Source organism: Streptomyces sp. NPDC054783 (assembly GCF_053611725.1).
Genome location: NZ_JBSHAY010000020.1, coordinates 1 through 18,259, shown reverse-complemented (window position 1 = coordinate 18,259; position 18,259 = coordinate 1). Strand labels below are relative to the sequence as shown.

Sequence of the window (18,259 nt, the reverse complement as noted above, 5' to 3'; positions counted from 1 at the left end):
GCGAGACCAGGGCAAAGTCTACCGGCGGTCCTCCGCCTCCCGCGGGGCCTCTCGGCGACGGGAGCGCGGCAGCACCCGCAGCGCGTCCCCCATGTCGGCGACTTCCAGGACCTTCATGCCGGGCGGCACCTTGCCCGGATCGGTCGGCACGAGCGCGTGTGTGAAGCCCAGCCGGTGCGCCTCGGAGAGCCTGCGCTGCACGCCCGTGACCCGTCTGACCTCGCCCGCGAGGCCCACCTCGCCGATCGCGACCAGGTTCTTCGGCAGCGGGGTGTCGCTGGCGGCGGAGGCCAGCGCGAGGGCGATGGCGAGGTCGGCGGCCGGCTCCGACAACTTCACCCCGCCGACCGTTGCCGAGTAGATGTCCCGCTTGCCGAGCGCGCTGATCCGGCCGCGCTGCTCCAGGACGGCCAGCATCATGGACACCCGGGAGGTCTCCAGGCCCGAGGTCGTACGCCGCGGAGAGGGGATCTGGGAGTCGACGGTCAGCGCCTGCACCTCGGCCACCAGCGGGCGGCGGCCCTCCAGGGTGACGGTCAGGCAGGTGCCGGGGACCGGTTCGTCACGACGGGTCAGGAAAAGTCCGCTTGGGTCGGCAAGGCCCGTGATGCCCTCGTCGTGCAGCTCGAAGCAGCCGACCTCGTCCGTGGCGCCGTAGCGGTTCTTCACACCGCGCACCAGGCGCAGGCGCGCGTGCCGGTCGCCCTCGAAGTGCAGGACGACGTCCACGAGGTGCTCGAGGAGGCGCGGGCCCGCGATCGCCCCGTCCTTTGTGACGTGGCCCACGAGGAGCGTGGACATCCCGCGCTCCTTGGAGGCGCGGATGAGCGCGCCCGCGACCTCCCTCACCTGGGCCATACCGCCGGGCGCGCCCTCGATCGCCGGGGAGGCCACCGTCTGCACCGAGTCCAGGATCAGCAGGGACGGCTTGACCTCGTCCAAGTGGCCGAGGACGGCGGACAGATCGGTCTCGGCGGCCAGATACAGCTCATCGTGGAGGGCGCCGATGCGGTCCGCGCGCAGCCGCACCTGGCTCGCCGACTCCTCGCCGGTCACGTAGAGAGTGCGGTGCTCGGCGCTCGCCGACTTGGCGGCCACGTCCAGCAGCAGCGTGGACTTGCCGACGCCGGGCTCGCCCGCGAGCAGCACCACAGCGCCGGGCACCAGGCCGCCGCCGAGCACCCGGTCCAGCTCGGGCACGCCGGTCGTCCGGGCGGTGGCCTGCCGCCCGTCGACCTGCCCGATGGGCAGCGCGGAGTTGGTGACACGGCCCGGTGCCGTCGTACGGACCGCGGGCGCGCCGTATTCCTCGACCGTGCCCCAGGCCTGGCACTCGGGGCAGCGGCCGAGCCACTTGGCCGTCTGCCAGCCGCACTCGGTGCAGCGGTAGGACGGGCGGTCCTTGGTGGTCTTGGTACGGGCAGCCATGCGGAAACCGTAGCCCGCGGCACTGACAACGGGTCCTCGGGCCATGTGTGGGTGAACCGGTATCGGCCACCACTCGTCGGAAACCGGCCGCGGAACAAAGGGTTCCTGTCCCCTTATGAGGGATCGTTTCACCCGTACGGATTAAAAGTGCTCAAGCTTCAAGAAGGGGCACTCCGCAGCCGCCTACGGTCGCACGGGTGATGAGCAGTAGTCCGGAGACCACCACCCGCACCATCGGCGCGCACCGGGCGCGCGGCCAGGCGCGAGAAGCACGAGCGGCGCGGGAGGGGCGTGAAGCAGGAGAGGCCCGTGAGGTGAGAGAGGGGCGCGACCGTGCCGCCGCGCGCACCCTTGCCCAGCGGCCGCCGGCGCGCTACGAACCGTACCTGGACGGGCTGTTCACCTACTGTCTGTCGGTGCTGTGCGACCAGGACGCGGCCACCGCCGCCCTCGGCGACGTCCTCGCCCTGGCCGAGCGGCGCGGACACCGCGTTCCGGAGGCCGCCGACGACCGCAGGGCCTGGCTCTACGCGCTGGCCCGCTGGGCGTGCCTGCGCAAGCTGGCCGAGGCCAAGCAGAAACGTCAGGCCACCCACGCGGCGGGCCGCACGGCGGCCGGGAAGCAGGCCAAACAGGCCGGGAAACAGGCGGGGAAGCAGGCTGGGAAACAAGCGGGGAAACAGGCCGGCAGACAGGTCGGGAGCCGGCTCCCCGAACCGTCCGTCGCCCCGGAGACCCAGGAACAGCGGCGCCGCGAACTGGCGCTGCTCGCCTGGCCGGAGGCGGCCGGTACGACCCCCGAGCAGCGCGAGGCCCTGGAGCTGGCCGTCCGCCACCACCTGGCCCCGCACGAGGTCGCCGCCGTCCTCGGCATGGAACCGGCGGCCGCGCGCGAGCTGCTCGCCTCCGCCGCCTGCGAGGTCGAGCGCACCCGCGCGGCCCTCGCCGTCGTCGAGACCGGCGGCTGTCCGAGCGTGGCCCACCTCACGGAGGACAGCGGGCTGGTCCTCAGTACGGCCCTGCGCCGTGAACTGGTCCGCCACGTCGACGACTGCCCGCGCTGCCGCCGCACCGCCGAGCGCGCCGTGCCCGGCCGCTGGCCCGGCGCCACGGTCACCCCGGCCGAGCTGCCCGTCCTGGAGGCCCCCCGGGCGGCACTGCACGTCGCCCTGACGCACCACCCACGCGCGCGTGGCGCGGCGGCACCCCGCTTCGACCGGCGCGGCTTCCCGATGGGCCCCAAGGACCGCGCGGCCCGCCGCGACCGGCTACGCGCGCGTGCGGTGACGACGACGGTCGTCGCCACGGTCGTGGCCGCCCCCGTCCTCGCCCTGTGGGCCGCCTACCGGGGCGCGCCTACGGCGGACGGGGAGGGCGGCGGCCCCTCCGCCACCGCGCGTGAGGCCCAGGGCCCCGACGCCCTCGGCAGCGACTCGGCCGGCGGCTACGAGAACGCCGGGAACGCGAGCGTGAAGCCCGGCCCGCGCATCGGCGAGGACGGCAAGGCGGACGTCTCCGTGGAGGTCGTCAGCGTGACCGGAGCGGGTCACAAGGGCGCCGGGCAGCTCGACGTCAGCGCGGCGAACGACGGCGACACCACCCTGATCACCCTCACCGCCTCCGGCTCCTCCCCGCTCCACTGGTCCGCGTCCACCTCGGCGCCCTGGCTCTACCTCAGCCAGTCCACGGGGACCCTCGTCCCCGGCGACACGTTGACGGTCAAGGTGTACGTCGACCACCTCCGCGAGCCGTCCGGCCACTGGCACGCACAGGTGGCGATCTCCCCGGCCGGCACGGTGGTCACGATCGACGGCTACGGCACGGCCCCCACGCGCCACCCCACGCCCCCACCAACCTCCTCCACCCCCACTCCCACTCCGCCCGCCACACCCCCCACCGACCCCCCTTCCACGCAGCCGACCCCTCCGACCGACCCGCCGTCCACCCCCACCGACCCCACCTCACCCCCCGACTCCCCGACCCCGACACCGACTCCGTCCGCCAGCGATGCGCCGAGTCCGTCCGGGAGCTAGGGGTGGGTGTCGGGGCTGGAGGGGGAGGGGGTGGCTGTGCGCTGAGCCTGACCGGCTGTCCGGGGGAGCTGATGTTGTTCGGGGGTGGGGTGTGTGCGCCGAGCTCGTCCGGCTGCCGATCACGGGGGCGAGGTCGGCGCGGCCGGCAGCGGGCGTTCGGGCGGCGTGGCGGGCGAAGGGTGGGGCGCGGGCCGCTCAAGAGGGGGCGGGCGGAGACCGGGGGCGGTGGGTGTGCCAGGAGCTGTGGAGCCCGTGGAGCCGGGTGTCGGGTCTTCCGGTCGGCGATGGCGGGAGCCGGGCGATCGTCCGGCAGACCCGGCGGGCGTTGCAGGCACCGGCAGACCCGGCAGACCCGGCGGGCGCTGCGGGCACCCGGCAGACGCGGCATACGCGGCGAGCACCCGGCAGACGCGGCGGGTACTCACAGACGCGACAGGCACCCGGGAGACGCGGCGGGCCCCGGACCGGTGCCGGCTCCCTCGGGCGGAGGCCGCCGGTCCTCCGGGCGCTCGAGGCCGCTGGGCCCTGCCAGTCCGAAGGTCGCCGCGCCTCGCCCGCCCGAAGGTCGCCGCGCCCCGCCCGCGCGCAGGCCGCTGGGCCCTGCCAGTCCGAAGGTCGCCGCGCCCCGCTCGCGCGCAGGTCGCCGAGCCTCGCCCGCCCGAAGGTCGCCGAGCCCCCGAATCCGCCGGTACTGCAAAGCCCCTGAGCGCGCCAAGGCCTGGTGTGCCCGGCAGCAAGGCCGGTACCGGTGTCCGCGCTGGGCGCCCTGGGCGGGAAGGAGCTGGTGGTGGAGTTACGGGGTGGGGTCGGCGGGGTGCGGGGCCACCAGGGGCAGCTGGGACGCCAGTCGCTGTTCGCAGAGCTCGGCCAGACGGTCGTAACCGGCCCTGCCCATGAGTTCCGTCAGCTCGGCCCGGTAGGAGACGTACACCGGCTCGCCCGCGCCGTGTGCGGAGGTCGCCGAGGTGCACCACCAGTGCAGGTCGTGGCCGCCCGGACCCCAGCCCCGGCGGTCGTACTCGCCGATCGACACCTGCAGGACCCGCGTGTCGTCGGGGCGGTCGATCCAGTCGTAGGTCCGCCGGATCGGCAGCTGCCAGCACACGTCCGGCTTGGTCTCCAGCGGCTCCCGGCCCTCCCGCAGCGCGAGGATGTGCAGCGAGCAGCCCGCGCCGCCGGCGAAGCCGGGCCGGTTCTGGAAGATGCAGGAGCCCTGGTAGGGGCGGGTCTGGCGGGAGCCCTCCTCGTCCTTGGAGACCCAGCCGTCGCGGGTGCCCTCGGCGTGGTGCTGCCAGATGTCCGGCGTGAGCCGTGCCACATGCTCGGCGACCCGCTTCTCGTCGTCCTCGTCCGAGAAGTGCGCGCCCAGCGAGCAGCACCCGTCGTCCGCGCGGCCCGCCTGGATGCCCTGGCAGCCGCTGCCGAAGATGCAGTTCCAGCGAGAGGTCAGCCATGTCAGATCACAGCGGAAGACCTGTTCGTCGTCCGCAGGATCAGGAAACTCCACCCAGGCGCGCGCGAAGTCGAGCCCCTTCTCGTCGCTCGCCTGCGGGGCCTGTCGGGCCTTCGTGGACTTCTTGGACATGGACGACGCCTTCGCCTGCGCAGAATCCTTCGATCCCTTGGAGGATTTGTGGTCCTTCGCCTTTTTCGTCTTTGGCACATGTCCAGGGTAAGTGGCCGAGGACCGCTCCGGGGACCGTCGGCGGACGATCTGGCAGTAGCGTTCCGTATATGAGACTCGGTGTCCTGGACGTGGGTTCGAACACGGTGCATCTGCTGGTGGTGGACGCCCACCCCGGCGCGCGCCCGCTGCCCGCGCATTCGCACAAGGCCGAACTCCGGCTGGCCCAACTGCTCGACGACAGCGGTGCCATCGACGACGACGGCATCCACAAGCTCGTCGCGGTCGTCCAGGACGCGCTCCAGGCCGCCGAGGACAAGGGTGTCGAGGACCTGCTGCCGTTCGCGACCTCCGCCGTCCGGGAGGCCACGAACGCCGACGAGGTCCTCGCGCGCGTGGAGGAGGAGACCGGCGTACGGCTTCAGGTCCTCGCCGGTCCCGAGGAGGCCCGTCTGACCTTCCTCGCCGTCCGCCGCTGGTTCGGCTGGTCCGCCGGAAAGCTGCTGGTCCTGGACATCGGCGGCGGCTCCCTGGAGATCGCCTACGGCATAGACGAGGAGCCGGACACCGCCGTCTCCCTGCCGCTCGGCGCAGGCCGGCTCACCGCGGGCCGGCTGCCCGGGGACCCGCCCGCCCCCGATGCCGTGCGCGCCCTGCGCCGCCACGTCCGTACCGAGATCGCCCGCACGGTCGGCGAATTCAGCCGCTTCGGGGCCCCCGACCACGTGGTCGCCACGTCCAAGACCTTCAAGCAGCTCGCCCGTATCGCCGGCGCCGCCCGCAGTGCCGAGGGCCTCTACGTCCAGCGCGAACTCAAGCGCGAGTCCCTGGAGGCCTGGGTTCCGCGCCTGGCCGGCATGACGGTGGAGCAGCGCGCCGAGCTTCCCGGCGTGTCCGACGGCCGCGCCGGCCAGCTGCTGGCGGGGGCGCTGGTGGCCGAGGCGGCGATGGACCTGTTCGGGGTGGAGAACCTGGAGATCTGTCCCTGGGCCCTGCGCGAGGGCGTGATCCTCCGGCGGCTTGATCACATGGGGTCCGACTAGCGCACCGGAAGGGCGCGGGGCCGTTTCGACATGCGGCTGCGCCGCGAGGGGGGTCCCCCGGGTCCGGTCGAAGCCGAGATCTCGGGGGAGCGAGCGACCACGACGACGCCGCACCCGCCCGAATGGCAAAGCTCACAACGGCGAATAGACACCCGACACCGGCACCACCGCACACCGTAAGGTGACGGACGTGGCTGAACCAACGGACGTGCGTATCGCGCTGTCGACGGCCTCCGTCTACCCGGAGTCCACCGCGACGGCCTTCGAGACCGCCGCGCGCCTCGGCTACGACGGTGTCGAGGTCATGGTGTGGACCGACCCGGTCAGCCAGGACATCGAGGCGCTGCGCCGTCTGTCGGACTACCACGGCATCCCGGTCCTGGCCGTCCACGCCCCGTGCCTGCTGATCACCCAGCGGGTCTGGTCGACGGACCCCTGGGTCAAGCTGCAGCGGGCCCGGGCGGCCGCCGAGAAACTGGGTGCCTCCACGGTCGTCGTACACCCGCCCTTCCGCTGGCAGCGGCAGTACGCGCGCGACTTCGTCGACGGAATCTGGCGGATGGCGAACGAGACGGACGTACGGTTCGCCGTCGAGAACATGTACCCCTGGCGCTACCGCGACCGCGAGATGCTCGCCTACGCCCCGGACTGGGACGTCACCCGGCACGACTACCGGCACTTCACGATCGATCTCAGTCACACGGCGACGGCCCGCGCGGACGCCCTGGAGATGATCGACCGCATGGGCGACCGGCTCGGCCACGTCCACCTCGCCGACGGCCGGGGCTCGGCCAAGGACGAGCACATGGTGCCGGGCCGCGGCACCCAGCCCTGCGCCGAGCTGCTGGAACACCTGACCCTCACCGGGTTCGACGGCCATGTCGTCATCGAGGTCAACACCCGGCGGGCGATGTCCAGCGCCGAACGCGAGGCCGACCTCGCCGAGGCCCTGGCCTTCACCCGCAAGCACCTGGCGTCGGCGGTACGGGTGCCCCGGCGATGAACGAGACCCGTGAGCCGACCGCGCGCAGGAGAGGCCGCCCCCCGCGTGCCGAGGCCGGTGACACCCGTGACCGGATCCTCGCCGCGGCCCGCGAGGAGTTCTCCGAGCGTGGCTACGAGAAGACGTCCGTGCGCGGTATCGCCAAGGCGGCCGGCGTGGACTCCGCACTGGTCCACCACTACTTCGGCACCAAGGAGCAGGTCTTCGAGGCGGCGATCGCGGTGGCCTTCGCGCCCGCGCTGCACGCCCCCGAGGCGCTGGCCGCCGGCCCGCTGGACGGGGTGGGGGAGCGGCTGACCCGCTTCGTCTTCGGCGTCTGGGAGAACCCCACGACCCGTACGCCGCTCCTCGCGATCGTCCGGTCCGCCGTCAACAACGAGACCGCCGCCGCCGTGTTCCGCCGCCTGATCGCCTCCCAGCTGCTGCGCCGTGTCGCCGCCCAGGTGGATCTGCCGGACCCGGAGCTGCGCGCCGAGCTGGCCGCCGCGCAGCTGGTGGGTGCGGCGATGATGCGTTACGTGATCAAACTGGAGCCGCTGGCGTCGGCGGACCTGGAGCAGATCATCGCGCGCGTCGCCCCTGTCGTACAGCACCACCTCACGGACAGGTGACCTCCCCGGCCGGTTTCCCCACGGACAGGTGAAACGCCCGTCCCGCATTCCGGACAGCCGTGTCCAGTCCTTGGAGCGGCGGCGTAGTCTCGTAGACAGCCAGAACTCTCTGGACTCATTGCCAGAAGGTCATTCGAGGAGCGAGCGACGATGCCCGAGCTGAGGTCCCGCACAGTCACCCACGGCCGCAACATGGCGGGCGCCCGCGCCCTTATGCGCGCCTCCGGTGTACCCGGTGCGGACATCGGCCGGAAGCCGGTCATCGCGGTCGCGAACTCCTTCACCGAGTTCGTGCCGGGCCACACCCACCTCCAGCCGGTCGGCCGGATCGTCAGCGAGGCGATCAAGGAGGCGGGCGGCATCCCGCGCGAGTTCAACACGATCGCCGTGGACGACGGCATCGCCATGGGCCACGGCGGCATGCTGTACTCCCTGCCCTCCCGCGACCTGATCGCGGACTCGGTGGAGTACATGGTCGAGGCCCACTGCGCCGACGCCCTGGTCTGCATCTCCAACTGCGACAAGATCACCCCGGGCATGCTGCTGGCGGCCCTGCGCCTGAACATCCCGACGGTCTTCGTCTCCGGCGGCCCGATGGAGTCCGGCCGCGCCACCCTGGTCGACGGCACGGTCCGCACGCTCGACCTGGTCGACGCGATCTCCGACGCCGTCAACGAGAAGATCTCCGACGAGGACATCCTCCGGATCGAGGAGAACGCCTGCCCGACCTGCGGCAGCTGTTCCGGTATGTTCACCGCCAACTCGATGAACTGCCTGACCGAGGCGATCGGCCTGTCCCTGCCCGGCAACGGCTCGGTCCTCGCCACGCACACCGCGCGCAAGCAGCTCTACGTCGACGCCGCCCGCACGGTCATGGATCTCACCCGCCGCTACTACGAGCAGGACGACGACACGGTCCTCCCGCTCAACATCGCCACCTTCCAGGCCTTCGAGAACGCCATGGCCCTGGACATCGCGATGGGCGGCTCCACCAACACGATCCTGCACCTGCTGGCCGCCGCCCAGGAGGCGGGCGTCCCCTTCGGCCTGGAGCAGATCGACGCCGTCTCCCGCCGGGTGCCGTGCCTGGCGAAGGTGGCGCCCAACGTCGCGAAGAACCGCACGTACTACATGGAGGACGTGCACCGCGCCGGAGGCATCCCGGCCCTGCTGGGCGAACTCCACCGCGCGGGCCTGCTCAACGAGGACGTCCACGCCGTCCACAGCCCGTCGCTGGCCGACTGGCTGAAGACCTGGGACGTCCGCGGCGGCTCCCCGTCCCCCGAGGCGGTCGAGCTGTGGCACGCCGCTCCCGGCTGCGTCCGCTCCGCCGAGGCCTTCTCCCAGTCCGAGCGCTGGGAGGCGCTGGACGAGGACGCGGAGGGCGGCTGCATCCGCTCGGCCGAGCACGCGTACTCCAAGGACGGCGGCCTGGCGGTCCTCAAGGGCAACCTGGCGGTCGACGGCTGCGTGGTGAAGACGGCCGGCGTGGACGAGTCGATCTGGACCTTCGAGGGCCCGGCGGTCGTCTGCGAGTCCCAGGAGGAGGCCGTCCAGCGCATCCTCACCCACGAGGTCAAGGACGGCGACGTCGTCGTCATCCGCTACGAGGGCCCCAAGGGCGGCCCCGGCATGCAGGAGATGCTCTACCCGACCTCGTACCTGAAGGGCCGCGGCCTGGGCAAGACCTGCGCCCTGATCACCGACGGCCGCTTCTCCGGCGGCACCTCGGGCCTGTCCATCGGCCACGCTTCCCCCGAGGCGGCCTCCGGCGGCACCATCGCCCTGGTCCAGGACGGCGACCGCATCCGCATCGACATCCCGAACCGCACCATCGAGCTGCTCGTCGACGAGGCCGAACTCGCCCGCCGCGACCAGGCCCTGAACGGCGTCTACGCCCCCGGGAACCGCGACCGCAAGGTCTCCGCCGCCCTCCGCGCCTACGCCGCGATGGCCACCAGCGCCGACAAGGGCGCGGTGCGGGACGTGACCAAGCTGGGCTGAGAAGCCGTACGACCGACGGGGCCGCCTCCTGGACGAGGACGGCCCCGTTGCGCGTCACCAGCCGGACGGATCGCGCGCGGCCACGGCGAAGACGGTTCCGTCGGGGGCGGTGGCGTAGACCCGGTTGCCGTCGAGCACGGGCGTGGCAGGCGCGCTCATCACCCTGGCCGAGTCCGAGCCCAGGCGCGCGGGGGTCTGCCCCACGAGAGCCCCCGTACGGGCGCCGACGGCCAGAAGCCTCCCGTCGCCCGCGGTGAAGTACACGTACCTGCCGTCGGCGACCGGTGCCGAACCGCGGCTCACCGAGGTCTCCACCCGCCACAGCTGCTTCCGCGCACCCATGTCCACGGCTTCGAGAGACCCACCCGTGGCGAGGAGGTACACGATGTCCCCGTGCACGGTGGCGTGCGCGTCCGCGCTCGCCAGCGGCAGTGCCACGCGGCGCGTCGACCGGTTCGCGGGGGTGTAGCGGACGACGGCCTTCGCTTCCCCGTAGACACTGTCGACGGAGAGGAAGAAGACGGATCCGCCACCGCTTCCGAAGAGTTCCAGCGTCGACGCCAGGCGCGCCTGCCACCGTATGGCACCGCTCAGCGGATCCACGGCGGAGACCTGTGTGCTCGAACCGTCGGCCGACGTGCTCGTCGCGTACGCCAGCGGGTCGCCGGGAAACGAGACGAAGGACGGCCTCGGCTGACCGGGGACACGGCGGCTCCATCTGGCCTCGCCGGAGGCGCTGTCGACGCCGGTGACCTTTCCGTCGGCTTCGGTGAGCAGGGCCGTCCGGTCCGTGTACCGGACCATCGTGCCCGGGGCCAGGCGCCGCTTCCAGACCTCCCTGCCCGAGCGCGGGTCGAGCGCCGCGAGCTGCGATCCGCCTCCCGTGTAGGGCTGCACGAGAGCGGCCGAGACGACCGGCGCGCCGGCGGAGGTGGTGCCGACCGAGCGCCGCCACAGCAGTTCTCCGCCGGACGGGGAAAGGGCGAAGACCTCGCCGGGCCGCCCGCACAGCAACTTGCCCGCGCCGTACGAGCATTGCGCCATCCCCGATGCCCCGGGCGCCGGTCTGGCCTTCCAGGCACTGAATGCGGCTGCCTTGGTGTGCGGGTTCGTGCCGTCCGGCGTGGGCTCGCCGCCCCCGGCCAGCCGAACCGAGGCCAACGCGGCGACCACGACGAGCCCGAGCGCCCCGGCGCCCACGATCACCCTTCTTCCGGCCCGCCGCCCGGCCGACGGCGCGGGCCGCCCGGCCTCCTCGGCGCGGGACCCCGGGGCCGTCCCCTCGCCCGACCGCTGCGCCGGTATGAACGCCTGCGTGTCGTACGAGGCCGCCACCGACCGCAGTTCCCGCATGAGCTCATCAGGGGTCGGCCGGTCCTCCGGCTCCTTGGCGAGGCACCGCAGCACCAGCGGAGCGAGGACCTCCGGTACGCCGGTGAGGTCCGGATCGTCATGCACGACCTGGTAGGCGACGACATACGGACTGTCGGAGTCGAAGGGCCCCCGTCCGGTCGCCGCGTGCACCAGCACCGAGCCGAGCGCGAAGATGTCGGCGGCGGGCCCCACTTCGCGCGGCCGCCGGAACTGCTCGGGTGCCATGAAGGGCGGCGTGCCGATCAGCTTGCCGGTCTCGGTGCGCAGTTCGCTGTCCTTCGGCCGGGAAATGCCGAAGTCGATGACCTTCGGACCGTCCTCGGCGAGCAGGACGTTGCTCGGCTTCAGGTCCCGGTGCACGACCCCCACCCGGTGGATGTCGCGCAGCGCCTCGGCCAGCCCCGCCATCAGCCGACGCAACTGAGCCGAATCCATCGGCCCGTTCCGCTTCACCTCGTCGGAGAGGGTCGGGCCCGGAATGAACAGCGTGGCCATCCAGGGCTGTTCCGCGTCCGGGTCGGCGTCGACCACCGGCGCCGTGAAGGCCCCGCTCACCTTGCGAGCGGCGGCCACCTCCTGCCGGAAACGGCCCCTGAACTCGGGATCCCGGGCGAACTCGGCGTGTACGACCTTCACCGCGAGCTTCATCCCGGAGGTGCTCCGGGCCAGGTGTACGACCCCCATGCCACCCGAACCCAGGCGTGACTCCAGGCGGTAGTGACCGGCGTACTCGGGAAGTTCCGCTTCCGCGCCCGCTCCCGTGTTCCTGCGTGGCGTCATGCGACCATCCCCCGTGCTGTTCGTCCGCGCGCGCGACGCACGGAGCCTAGTCGATGACTCGTGCGAGACAGAGGCGGCTTGCTAGCCTTCGCGCGCGAGTCGCGCACCGGTGTTCCGCGGCTCGTTCCAGTTTCATGGGAATCGAGAGGACCCCATGGCATCCATGGGGTTGAACGGGGGGCTTTCATGTCCATCGACCACGCCGAAGAGGCCGCTACAACCTCGCTGCGCTACTACTCCGTCGCCCCGGGCGTCCGCCTGAACGTCCGCAGCGGCCCCGGCACCAGCTACAACATCGTCCGTGTCCTCGCCGAAGGGGCGAAGGTCCCGATCTTCTGCCAGACCCCGGGCACCACGGTCAGCGGCCCGTACGGCACGACGAACATCTGGGACAACATCGACAACGCCGAGTTCGTGTCCGACGCCTACGTCCAGACCGGCAGCGACGGCTACATCGCCCCGCGCTGCGGCTGACCCCACCGGGAGCCCGCCCCGGCCCGGCGCCATAATCGTTCCGTGAGCGACGAAACCGGCACCCCGGACACCCCGGCGGGCTCCCCAGACGGCGCCGACCGAAGTGCCCCGAGCGGCGGCCCCCGCCCCGAGCCCCTGCGCTTCTTCGGCACGACCTGGGTGAACCACGACAACGGCTACGCGGCCCGACGCGCCGGCGCCGCCGTCGGCTCCCTCGCCGCGGCCGTCGCCTCCTGCCTCGTCCTCCGCCTCGCCTACGAGGGCCTCCAGATAGCCGACACCGGCTCCTTCGTCACCGTGCTGATCATCGCCATGTTCGCGATCTGCAGCGCGCTCGCCTTCCGCAACACCTGGGAGGGCTTCGACAAGCGCCACGACCCACAGCGCCAGGCCTCCCTGCGCGGCCTGCTCGCCATCGGCTTCGTCGGCTCCCTCCTCGCCTACTTCTTCCGGTCCCTCACCGAGGCTCCGGGCGAGAAGCTGCACCGCGAGGAGTACGACAAGGCGCGCGAGGAGTACGACCGCCGAAGCTCTCGCCGCACCGGCAACCCGTCGAAGAAGAAGCGGCGCAGGTGACACCTGATCCGGGTGGTCTGAAGGAGCGGCGTGGGTGAGGGACTCCCGGCGGTCGGGTGAAGGGCGCCGGTGACCCGCCCCTCCGCCGGCCGGCCGCCCCTGCCGTCCCACCCCCATCCCGTTACCCCTCCCGGCCCGTCCCGCCCGAAAACCCGCTGCCGTCACCTTGCCGTCGCCCCCACCATGGCCGTATGACCGTGACGCAACCGCCCTCACCACCGCCCTCGCCCACGACCCGCGCCCACTCCTTCAACTCAGCCGCCGCCCAGTACGCCGCGAACCGCCCCTCCTACCCGCCCGCCCTCTTCGACGCCATCGAGGAACTGGCCGGCCGGTCGCTGTCCGGTGCCAGGGTCGTGGACGTCGGGGCCGGTACCGGTATCGCGACCGCCCTCCTGCAGGCCCGCGGCGCCGACGTGCTCGCTGTCGAACCCGGTGAGGGCATGACCGCCGAGTTCCGCCGGGGGCTGCCGCATCTGCCGATCGTCCGTGGCAACGGCAACGCCCTCCCCATCGCCGACGCGCAGGCCGACTTCATCACCTACGCCCAGGCCTGGCACTGGACCGACACCGCCCGCTCGGTGCCGGAGGCGCTGCGGGTGCTGCGGCCGGGCGGCGCGCTGGCACTGTGGTGGAACGGTGATGCCCTGGACGTCGAGTGGGTCGCCGAGGCCTCTCTTCGTATCGGCCGCTTCCTAGGTGTGGACGTCGCCGCCGAGAAGCGCGACGGCAGCCGTACCGAACTGGCCGACCCCAGCGGGCGGTTGCGCTTCGGCCGCCAGGAGATCCGCTGGAGCCGCCGCGTCACGATCGACACCCACCTCGCGAACATCGGCAGCCACTCGGCGTTCCTCCTCACGCCCGAGGACCGCAGGACCGCCTTCCTGGAAGAGGAGCGCGCCCATCTGCTGAGGGCCTTCCCGGACGGCATGGTCGAGGAGGCCTACGACGTGCTTCTGCTCGTCGCCACCAAGCCCTGATCAGCGAAGAAGCCTCGCTTGGAGCGGCGGCCGGGTTCGTCCCGGCCGCCGCTTTCCGTCTGTGTGCCCGGCCGCGGCTTCCGCATATGCCCGGCAGGCCCCTTGACGCGCAGGCCCTCCGGGCACATTATTCATCGCATGATGAATTATGTGCCGGACCCACCGCCGCAGCCCACCACCGCGGCCGTCCAAGCCCACGACCTCACCGTCATCCGCGGCCCCCGCACCGTCCTCCACCACCTCACCTTCGCGGTCCCCCGCGGCCAGGTCACCGGGCTGCTCGGCCCCTCCGGCTGCGGCAAGTCGACCCTCATGCGCTCGATCGTGGGCACCCAGGCCAAGGTCACCGGCACCCTTCAGGTCCTCGGCCACCCGGCCGGCCACCCCGCCCTGCGCTCGCGCATCGGCTACGTCACCCAGAGCCCCTCCGTCTACGACGACCTGACCGTCCGCCAGAACCTCGAGTACTTCGCCGCGATCCTCGACCCCGGACGCGCAGCCGCCGAACGACGCCACGAACACGTCACCCAGGCCATCACCGACGTCGACCTCACCAGCCACTCCGACGCCCTCGCCGGCAACCTCTCCGGCGGCCAGCGCAACCGGGTCTCACTGGCCGTGGCCCTGCTCGGCGCCCCCGAACTCCTCGTCCTGGACGAACCCACCGTCGGCCTCGACCCCGTCCTGCGCCGCGACCTGTGGAACCTCTTCCACGACATCGCCGCCACCCGCGGCGCCACCCTCCTCGTCTCCTCCCACGTCATGGACGAGGCCGAGCGCTGCCACCGACTCCTCCTCATGCGCGAGGGCGAGATCCTCGCGGACGACTCCCCGGACGCCCTGCGCACCCGCACCGGCGGCGACACCGTCGAGGCCGCCTTCCTCCACCTCGTCGACGAGGCAGCCGCGGCAGCCCGACCCAAGGAGAGCACCCGATGAGCACGACGACCATCACCAGCATCACGCCCGCCCCGGCCCCGACGGGTGTCATCAACGCCGGCCGCACCACCGCCACCGCGGCCCGGGTCCTGCGTCAGCTCCGCCACGACCCGCGCACCATCGCGCTGATGATCGTCGTCCCGTGCGTGATGCTGATCCTGCTGCGCTACGTCTTCGACGGCAGTCCGCGCACCTTCGACAACATCGGCGCATCCCTGCTCGGCATCTTCCCGCTGATCACGATGTTCCTGGTCACCTCCATCGCCACCCTGCGCGAACGCACCTCCGGCACCCTCGAACGCCTCCTCGCCATGCCCCTGGGCAAGGCCGACCTCATCGCCGGCTACGCCCTCGCCTTCGGCGCGCTCGCCATCGTCCAGTCGGCCCTCGCCACCGGACTCGCCCTGTGGGTGCTCGGCCTCGATGTCACCGGCTCCGCCTGGCTGCTGCTCCTCGTCGCCCTCCTCGACGCCCTGCTCGGCACGGCCCTCGGACTCTTCGTCTCGGCCTTCGCCGCCTCGGAGTTCCAGGCGGTCCAGTTCATGCCCGCGGTGATCTTCCCTCAGCTCCTCCTCTGCGGACTGTTCACTCCCCGGTCCGAGATGCACCCCGTCCTCACGGGCATCTCCGACGTCCTGCCGATGTCGTACGCCGTCGACGGCATGAACCAGGTCCTGCACCACACCGACATGACCGCGACCTTCGTCCGCGACGTCCTGATCGTGGCCGGCTGCGCGCTGCTGGTCCTGGTCCTGGGCGCGGCCACCCTCCGGCGCCGTACGGCCTGATCGCGCTTCGCCGATCCCACGGCACGGGACGGCCTCCGGCCCGTGTTCCGCCTGGCGGACAAGCACCCGCGCCCTCACGGCCCGGTGCGAGGATGACCCCATGACCCAGAAAGTCGCAGTCCTCGGCACCGGCAAGATCGGCGAAGCCCTGCTCAGCGGAATGATCCGGGCCGGCTGGGCCCCCGCCGACCTCCTGGTCACCGCACGCCGTCCCGAACGCGCCGAAGAACTCCGCACCCGCTACGGAGTCAGCCCGGTCACCAACACCGAGGCCGCCAAGACCGCCGACACCCTCATTCTCACGGTCAAGCCGCAGGACATGGGCGCCCTCCTGGACGAGCTCGCCCCGCACGTCCCCGCCGACCGCCTCGTCATCAGCGGCGCCGCCGGCATCCCCACCTCCTTCTTCGAGGAGCGCCTGACCGCAGGCACCCCGGTCGTCCGGGTCATGACCAACACCCCCGCCCTTGTCGACGAGGCCATGTCGGTCATCTCCGCCGGCAGCCACGCCACCGAGCAGCACCTCGCGCACGCCGAGGAGATCTTCGGTGCCGTCGGCAAGACACTCCGCGTCCCCGAGACCCAGCAGGACGCCTGCACCGCTCTGTCCGGCTCGGGACCCGCGTACTTCTTCTACCTGGTAGAGGCCATGACCGACGCGGGCATCCTGCTCGGCCTGCCCCGCGACAAGGCACACGACCTCATCGTCCAGTCCGCGATCGGCGCCGCCGTGATGCTCCGTGACAGCGGCGAACACCCCGTCAAGCTCCGCGAGAACGTCACCTCCCCGGCGGGCACCACGATCAACGCCATCCGCGAACTGGAGAACCACGGCGTACGAGCCGCCCTGATCGCCGCCCTCGAAGCCGCCCGCGACCGCAGCCGCGAACTCGCCTCCGGCAAGAAGGACTGACCCGGCGCCGGGGGCGACGGCTCACCGGCAGCCGCCCGCCCCCGCACGCACGAGCCCACAAGGCCGCCCGAGACCACGCGAGATCACCCGAGTCCACCCGGGCAGGCCCTAACGCCCGGCCCCGCTCAACGCCGTCTCGAACACCGGCGGCAACAGCCCGATCGCCCGGTAGGCCGCGTCGACGGTCGGCCGAGCCATCGCCCTCGCCTTCTCCGCACCATCCCGCAGCACCCCCTCCACATAGGCAGGATCCGCGCACAGCTCCCTGTGCCTGGCCTGCACGGGCCTGAGGACTTCCACCACCGCCTCCGCGGTGTCCTTCTTCAAGACGCCGTACGAGTTGTAAACGCCTGCCAGTGACTCAGGGTTCCCGCCCGTGCACGCAGCGAGAATCTCCAGGAGATTGGCGACCCCCGGCCGCTCCTCCGGGTCGTACGCCACGTCCCGACCGCTGTCGGTGACCGCGCGCATGACCTTCTTGCGCACGTCGTCCGGCTCGTCGAGCAGATGGACGACCCCCAGCCCCGAGTCGTCCGACTTCCCCATCTTCGCCGTCGGGTTCTGCAGATTCATCACCCGCGCCGCGACCGCCGGCCGAGTCGCCTTCGGCACCACGAACGTGTGCCCGAACCGCTGGTTGAACCGCACCGCCAGATCCCGCGCGAGCTCGACATGCTGCACCTGGTCGTCCCCGACCGGCACCTCGTCCGCGCCGTACCCCAGGATGTCCGCCGCCATCAGCACCGGATACGTCAGCAGCGACAGCCGCACGGTCCCGCCGCGCTCCCGCACCTTCGTGGTCTTCTCCTTGTACTGGATCATCCGGCGCATCTCACCGTCGGTCGCCACGCACTCCAGCACGTACGACAGCCTCGTGTGCTCGTCGACATGGCTCTGCAGGAACACGGCGCACACCTCGGGATCCAGCCCGGCCGCCAGCATCAGCGTCGCCGTCTGCCGACTGAGCCTGCGCAATCGCGCCGGATCCTGGTCCACCGTCAGCGCGTGCAGATCCACGACGCAGAACACCGAGTCGGCCTGGTGCTGGTCCGTCTCGACCCAGCGCCGCAGGGCTCCCAGGTAGTTGCCCAGCGTCAGGTTCCCGGTCGGCTGAATCCCGCTGAAGACCCGCTTCATCTCCACTCCACCTCCTGGTCGGGACCGCCGCTCCTGCGGCCGGCCCCCGGAGTCCGGAGGAGATACGAGAACGGCCGCCGAAGCGGCGGCCGTTGGATGCATACGTGAGCGCGGCCGCCGTCAGGCGGCCCACCAGAACTGGGTACACGTACGCGTCGTCATGCCGCCCAGAGTACGCCTCCGGAGTGCTCCCGGCGCGAGAGTTGACACACGACACGCCGATCCGTAGTGTTCTCCGAGTTGTCCGACGTGAGCGCCGACCTTGGTCGGTCCCCGGACAGCCACTCCGCAAGTACCAACAAGCAATCGACGCTCCGGCTTCGGCTGCTTTGTCATGCGTATTTGCGGAATGAGGAATCCGCGTTCGAAAGGACGCAGCCCCCGATTAGCTCGGGAGCACGGAATCCGCTAAAGTCTCACTCGTCGGAACGGCCCAGCGGCCGGGAAGACAAACCCGCTGACTGGGAGTCAGACGCCGAAAGGATCTGATAGAGTCGGAACCGCCGGAAAGGGAAACGCGGAGCGAAAGCGAAGCGGGAACCTGGAAAGCAC

15 protein-coding genes are annotated in these 18,259 nt (G+C 71.8%); 11 read left to right on the top strand and 4 right to left on the bottom strand.

Features of this window, described 5'->3' with window-relative positions; translation table 11 throughout:
• Positions 1 to 18: 18 nt before the first annotated feature.
• Complete coding sequence (gene radA, locus ACWGJ5_RS29455; RefSeq protein WP_453312684.1) at positions 19 to 1,428, bottom strand: DNA repair protein RadA; 1,410 nt, start codon at positions 1,426 to 1,428, stop codon at positions 19 to 21.
• Positions 1,429 to 1,625: 197 nt separating this feature from the next.
• Here radA and ACWGJ5_RS29450 point away from each other — a divergent pair, with 197 nt between their 5' ends.
• Entirely contained in the window at positions 1,626 to 3,461 is a 1,836-nt protein-coding gene (locus ACWGJ5_RS29450) for a BACON domain-containing protein (RefSeq protein ID WP_453312683.1), read from the top strand.
• A 793-nt stretch (positions 3,462 to 4,254) separates the two neighbouring features.
• Here ACWGJ5_RS29450 and ACWGJ5_RS29445 read toward each other — a convergent pair.
• Entirely contained in the window at positions 4,255 to 5,046 is a 792-nt protein-coding gene (locus ACWGJ5_RS29445; RefSeq protein ID WP_453312682.1) for a hypothetical protein, read from the bottom strand.
• Positions 5,047 to 5,195: 149 nt separating this feature from the next.
• On the opposite strand from ACWGJ5_RS29445, the gene ACWGJ5_RS29440 reads away from it, so the two are divergent.
• From ACWGJ5_RS29440 to ilvD, 4 genes are all read left to right on the top strand, one after another.
• Complete coding sequence (locus ACWGJ5_RS29440; protein WP_453312681.1) at positions 5,196 to 6,128, top strand: Ppx/GppA phosphatase family protein; 933 nt, start codon at positions 5,196 to 5,198, stop codon at positions 6,126 to 6,128.
• A gap of 181 nt (positions 6,129 to 6,309) precedes the next feature.
• Positions 6,310 to 7,131 (top strand): sugar phosphate isomerase/epimerase family protein, encoded by an 822-nt coding sequence (locus ACWGJ5_RS29435; RefSeq protein ID WP_453312680.1) that lies wholly within the window; start codon positions 6,310 to 6,312, stop codon positions 7,129 to 7,131.
• Positions 7,128 to 7,742 (top strand): TetR/AcrR family transcriptional regulator, encoded by a 615-nt coding sequence (locus ACWGJ5_RS29430; RefSeq protein WP_453312679.1) that lies wholly within the window; start codon positions 7,128 to 7,130, stop codon positions 7,740 to 7,742. The genes ACWGJ5_RS29435 and ACWGJ5_RS29430 overlap by 4 nt, the downstream gene beginning before the upstream one ends.
• A 150-nt stretch (positions 7,743 to 7,892) precedes the next feature.
• Positions 7,893 to 9,746 carry a dihydroxy-acid dehydratase gene (gene ilvD / locus ACWGJ5_RS29425; RefSeq protein WP_453312678.1) on the top strand — a complete coding sequence of 618 codons (1,854 nt, stop codon included), beginning with the start codon at positions 7,893 to 7,895 and terminating at the stop codon, positions 9,744 to 9,746.
• 54 nt (positions 9,747 to 9,800) lie between these two features.
• On the opposite strand, the gene ACWGJ5_RS29420 is transcribed toward ilvD, so the two are convergent.
• On the bottom strand, positions 9,801 to 11,900 hold the full coding sequence (locus tag ACWGJ5_RS29420; protein WP_453312677.1) for a protein kinase domain-containing protein: 2,100 nt from the start codon (positions 11,898 to 11,900) through the stop codon (positions 9,801 to 9,803).
• Positions 11,901 to 12,086: 186 nt separating this feature from the next.
• On the opposite strand from ACWGJ5_RS29420, the gene ACWGJ5_RS29415 reads away from it, so the two are divergent.
• From ACWGJ5_RS29415 to proC, 6 genes are all read left to right on the top strand, one after another.
• A complete protein-coding gene (locus ACWGJ5_RS29415; RefSeq protein ID WP_228624262.1) occupies positions 12,087 to 12,374 on the top strand; it encodes an SH3 domain-containing protein in 288 nt (95 codons plus the stop codon).
• A 42-nt stretch (positions 12,375 to 12,416) separates the two neighbouring features.
• Positions 12,417 to 12,950 (top strand): EamA/RhaT family transporter, encoded by a 534-nt coding sequence (locus tag ACWGJ5_RS29410; protein ID WP_453312676.1) that lies wholly within the window; start codon positions 12,417 to 12,419, stop codon positions 12,948 to 12,950.
• Positions 12,951 to 13,141: 191 nt separating this feature from the next.
• Positions 13,142 to 13,930: a class I SAM-dependent methyltransferase gene (locus ACWGJ5_RS29405; protein ID WP_453312675.1), complete on the top strand. Its 789-nt coding sequence runs from the start codon at positions 13,142 to 13,144 to the stop codon at positions 13,928 to 13,930.
• A gap of 138 nt (positions 13,931 to 14,068) precedes the next feature.
• The gene (locus tag ACWGJ5_RS29400) at positions 14,069 to 14,869 is read left to right on the top strand and encodes an ABC transporter ATP-binding protein (protein WP_453312674.1); all 801 of its coding nucleotides are present in this window, start codon (positions 14,069 to 14,071) and stop codon (positions 14,867 to 14,869) included.
• Positions 14,866 to 15,657, top strand: coding sequence for an ABC transporter permease (locus ACWGJ5_RS29395; protein ID WP_453312673.1), 792 nt, complete (start codon positions 14,866 to 14,868; stop codon positions 15,655 to 15,657). Before ACWGJ5_RS29400 ends, ACWGJ5_RS29395 begins: the two co-directional genes overlap by 4 nt.
• A 100-nt stretch (positions 15,658 to 15,757) precedes the next feature.
• Positions 15,758 to 16,570: a pyrroline-5-carboxylate reductase gene (gene proC / locus ACWGJ5_RS29390; protein ID WP_453312672.1), complete on the top strand. Its 813-nt coding sequence runs from the start codon at positions 15,758 to 15,760 to the stop codon at positions 16,568 to 16,570.
• A 108-nt stretch (positions 16,571 to 16,678) separates the two neighbouring features.
• Here the strand turns inward: proC and trpS are convergent, their stop codons facing one another.
• Complete coding sequence (gene trpS, locus ACWGJ5_RS29385; protein WP_453312797.1) at positions 16,679 to 17,707, bottom strand: tryptophan--tRNA ligase; 1,029 nt, start codon at positions 17,705 to 17,707, stop codon at positions 16,679 to 16,681.
• Positions 17,708 to 18,259 lie beyond the last annotated feature (552 nt).

Excerpts from the sequence above, each read along its gene's own strand:
- ACWGJ5_RS29405 (WP_453312675.1), top strand. The coding sequence starts at position 13,142 with ATGACCGTGACGCAACCGCCCTCACCACCGCCCTCGCCCACGACCCGC.
- ACWGJ5_RS29415 (WP_228624262.1), top strand. The coding sequence starts at position 12,087 with ATGTCCATCGACCACGCCGAAGAGGCCGCTACAACCTCGCTGCGCTAC.
- ACWGJ5_RS29440 (WP_453312681.1), top strand. The coding sequence starts at position 5,196 with ATGAGACTCGGTGTCCTGGACGTGGGTTCGAACACGGTGCATCTGCTG.
- ilvD (WP_453312678.1), top strand. The coding sequence starts at position 7,893 with ATGCCCGAGCTGAGGTCCCGCACAGTCACCCACGGCCGCAACATGGCG.
- ACWGJ5_RS29445 (WP_453312682.1), bottom strand. The coding sequence starts at position 5,046 with ATGTCCAAGAAGTCCACGAAGGCCCGACAGGCCCCGCAGGCGAGCGAC.
- trpS (WP_453312797.1), bottom strand. The coding sequence starts at position 17,707 with ATGAAGCGGGTCTTCAGCGGGATTCAGCCGACCGGGAACCTGACGCTG.
- ACWGJ5_RS29430 (WP_453312679.1), top strand. The coding sequence starts at position 7,128 with ATGAACGAGACCCGTGAGCCGACCGCGCGCAGGAGAGGCCGCCCCCCG.
- radA (WP_453312684.1), bottom strand. The coding sequence starts at position 1,428 with ATGGCTGCCCGTACCAAGACCACCAAGGACCGCCCGTCCTACCGCTGC.
- ACWGJ5_RS29395 (WP_453312673.1), top strand. The coding sequence starts at position 14,866 with ATGAGCACGACGACCATCACCAGCATCACGCCCGCCCCGGCCCCGACG.
- ACWGJ5_RS29420 (WP_453312677.1), bottom strand. The coding sequence starts at position 11,900 with ATGACGCCACGCAGGAACACGGGAGCGGGCGCGGAAGCGGAACTTCCC.
- ACWGJ5_RS29400 (WP_453312674.1), top strand. The coding sequence starts at position 14,069 with ATGATGAATTATGTGCCGGACCCACCGCCGCAGCCCACCACCGCGGCC.
- proC (WP_453312672.1), top strand. The coding sequence starts at position 15,758 with ATGACCCAGAAAGTCGCAGTCCTCGGCACCGGCAAGATCGGCGAAGCC.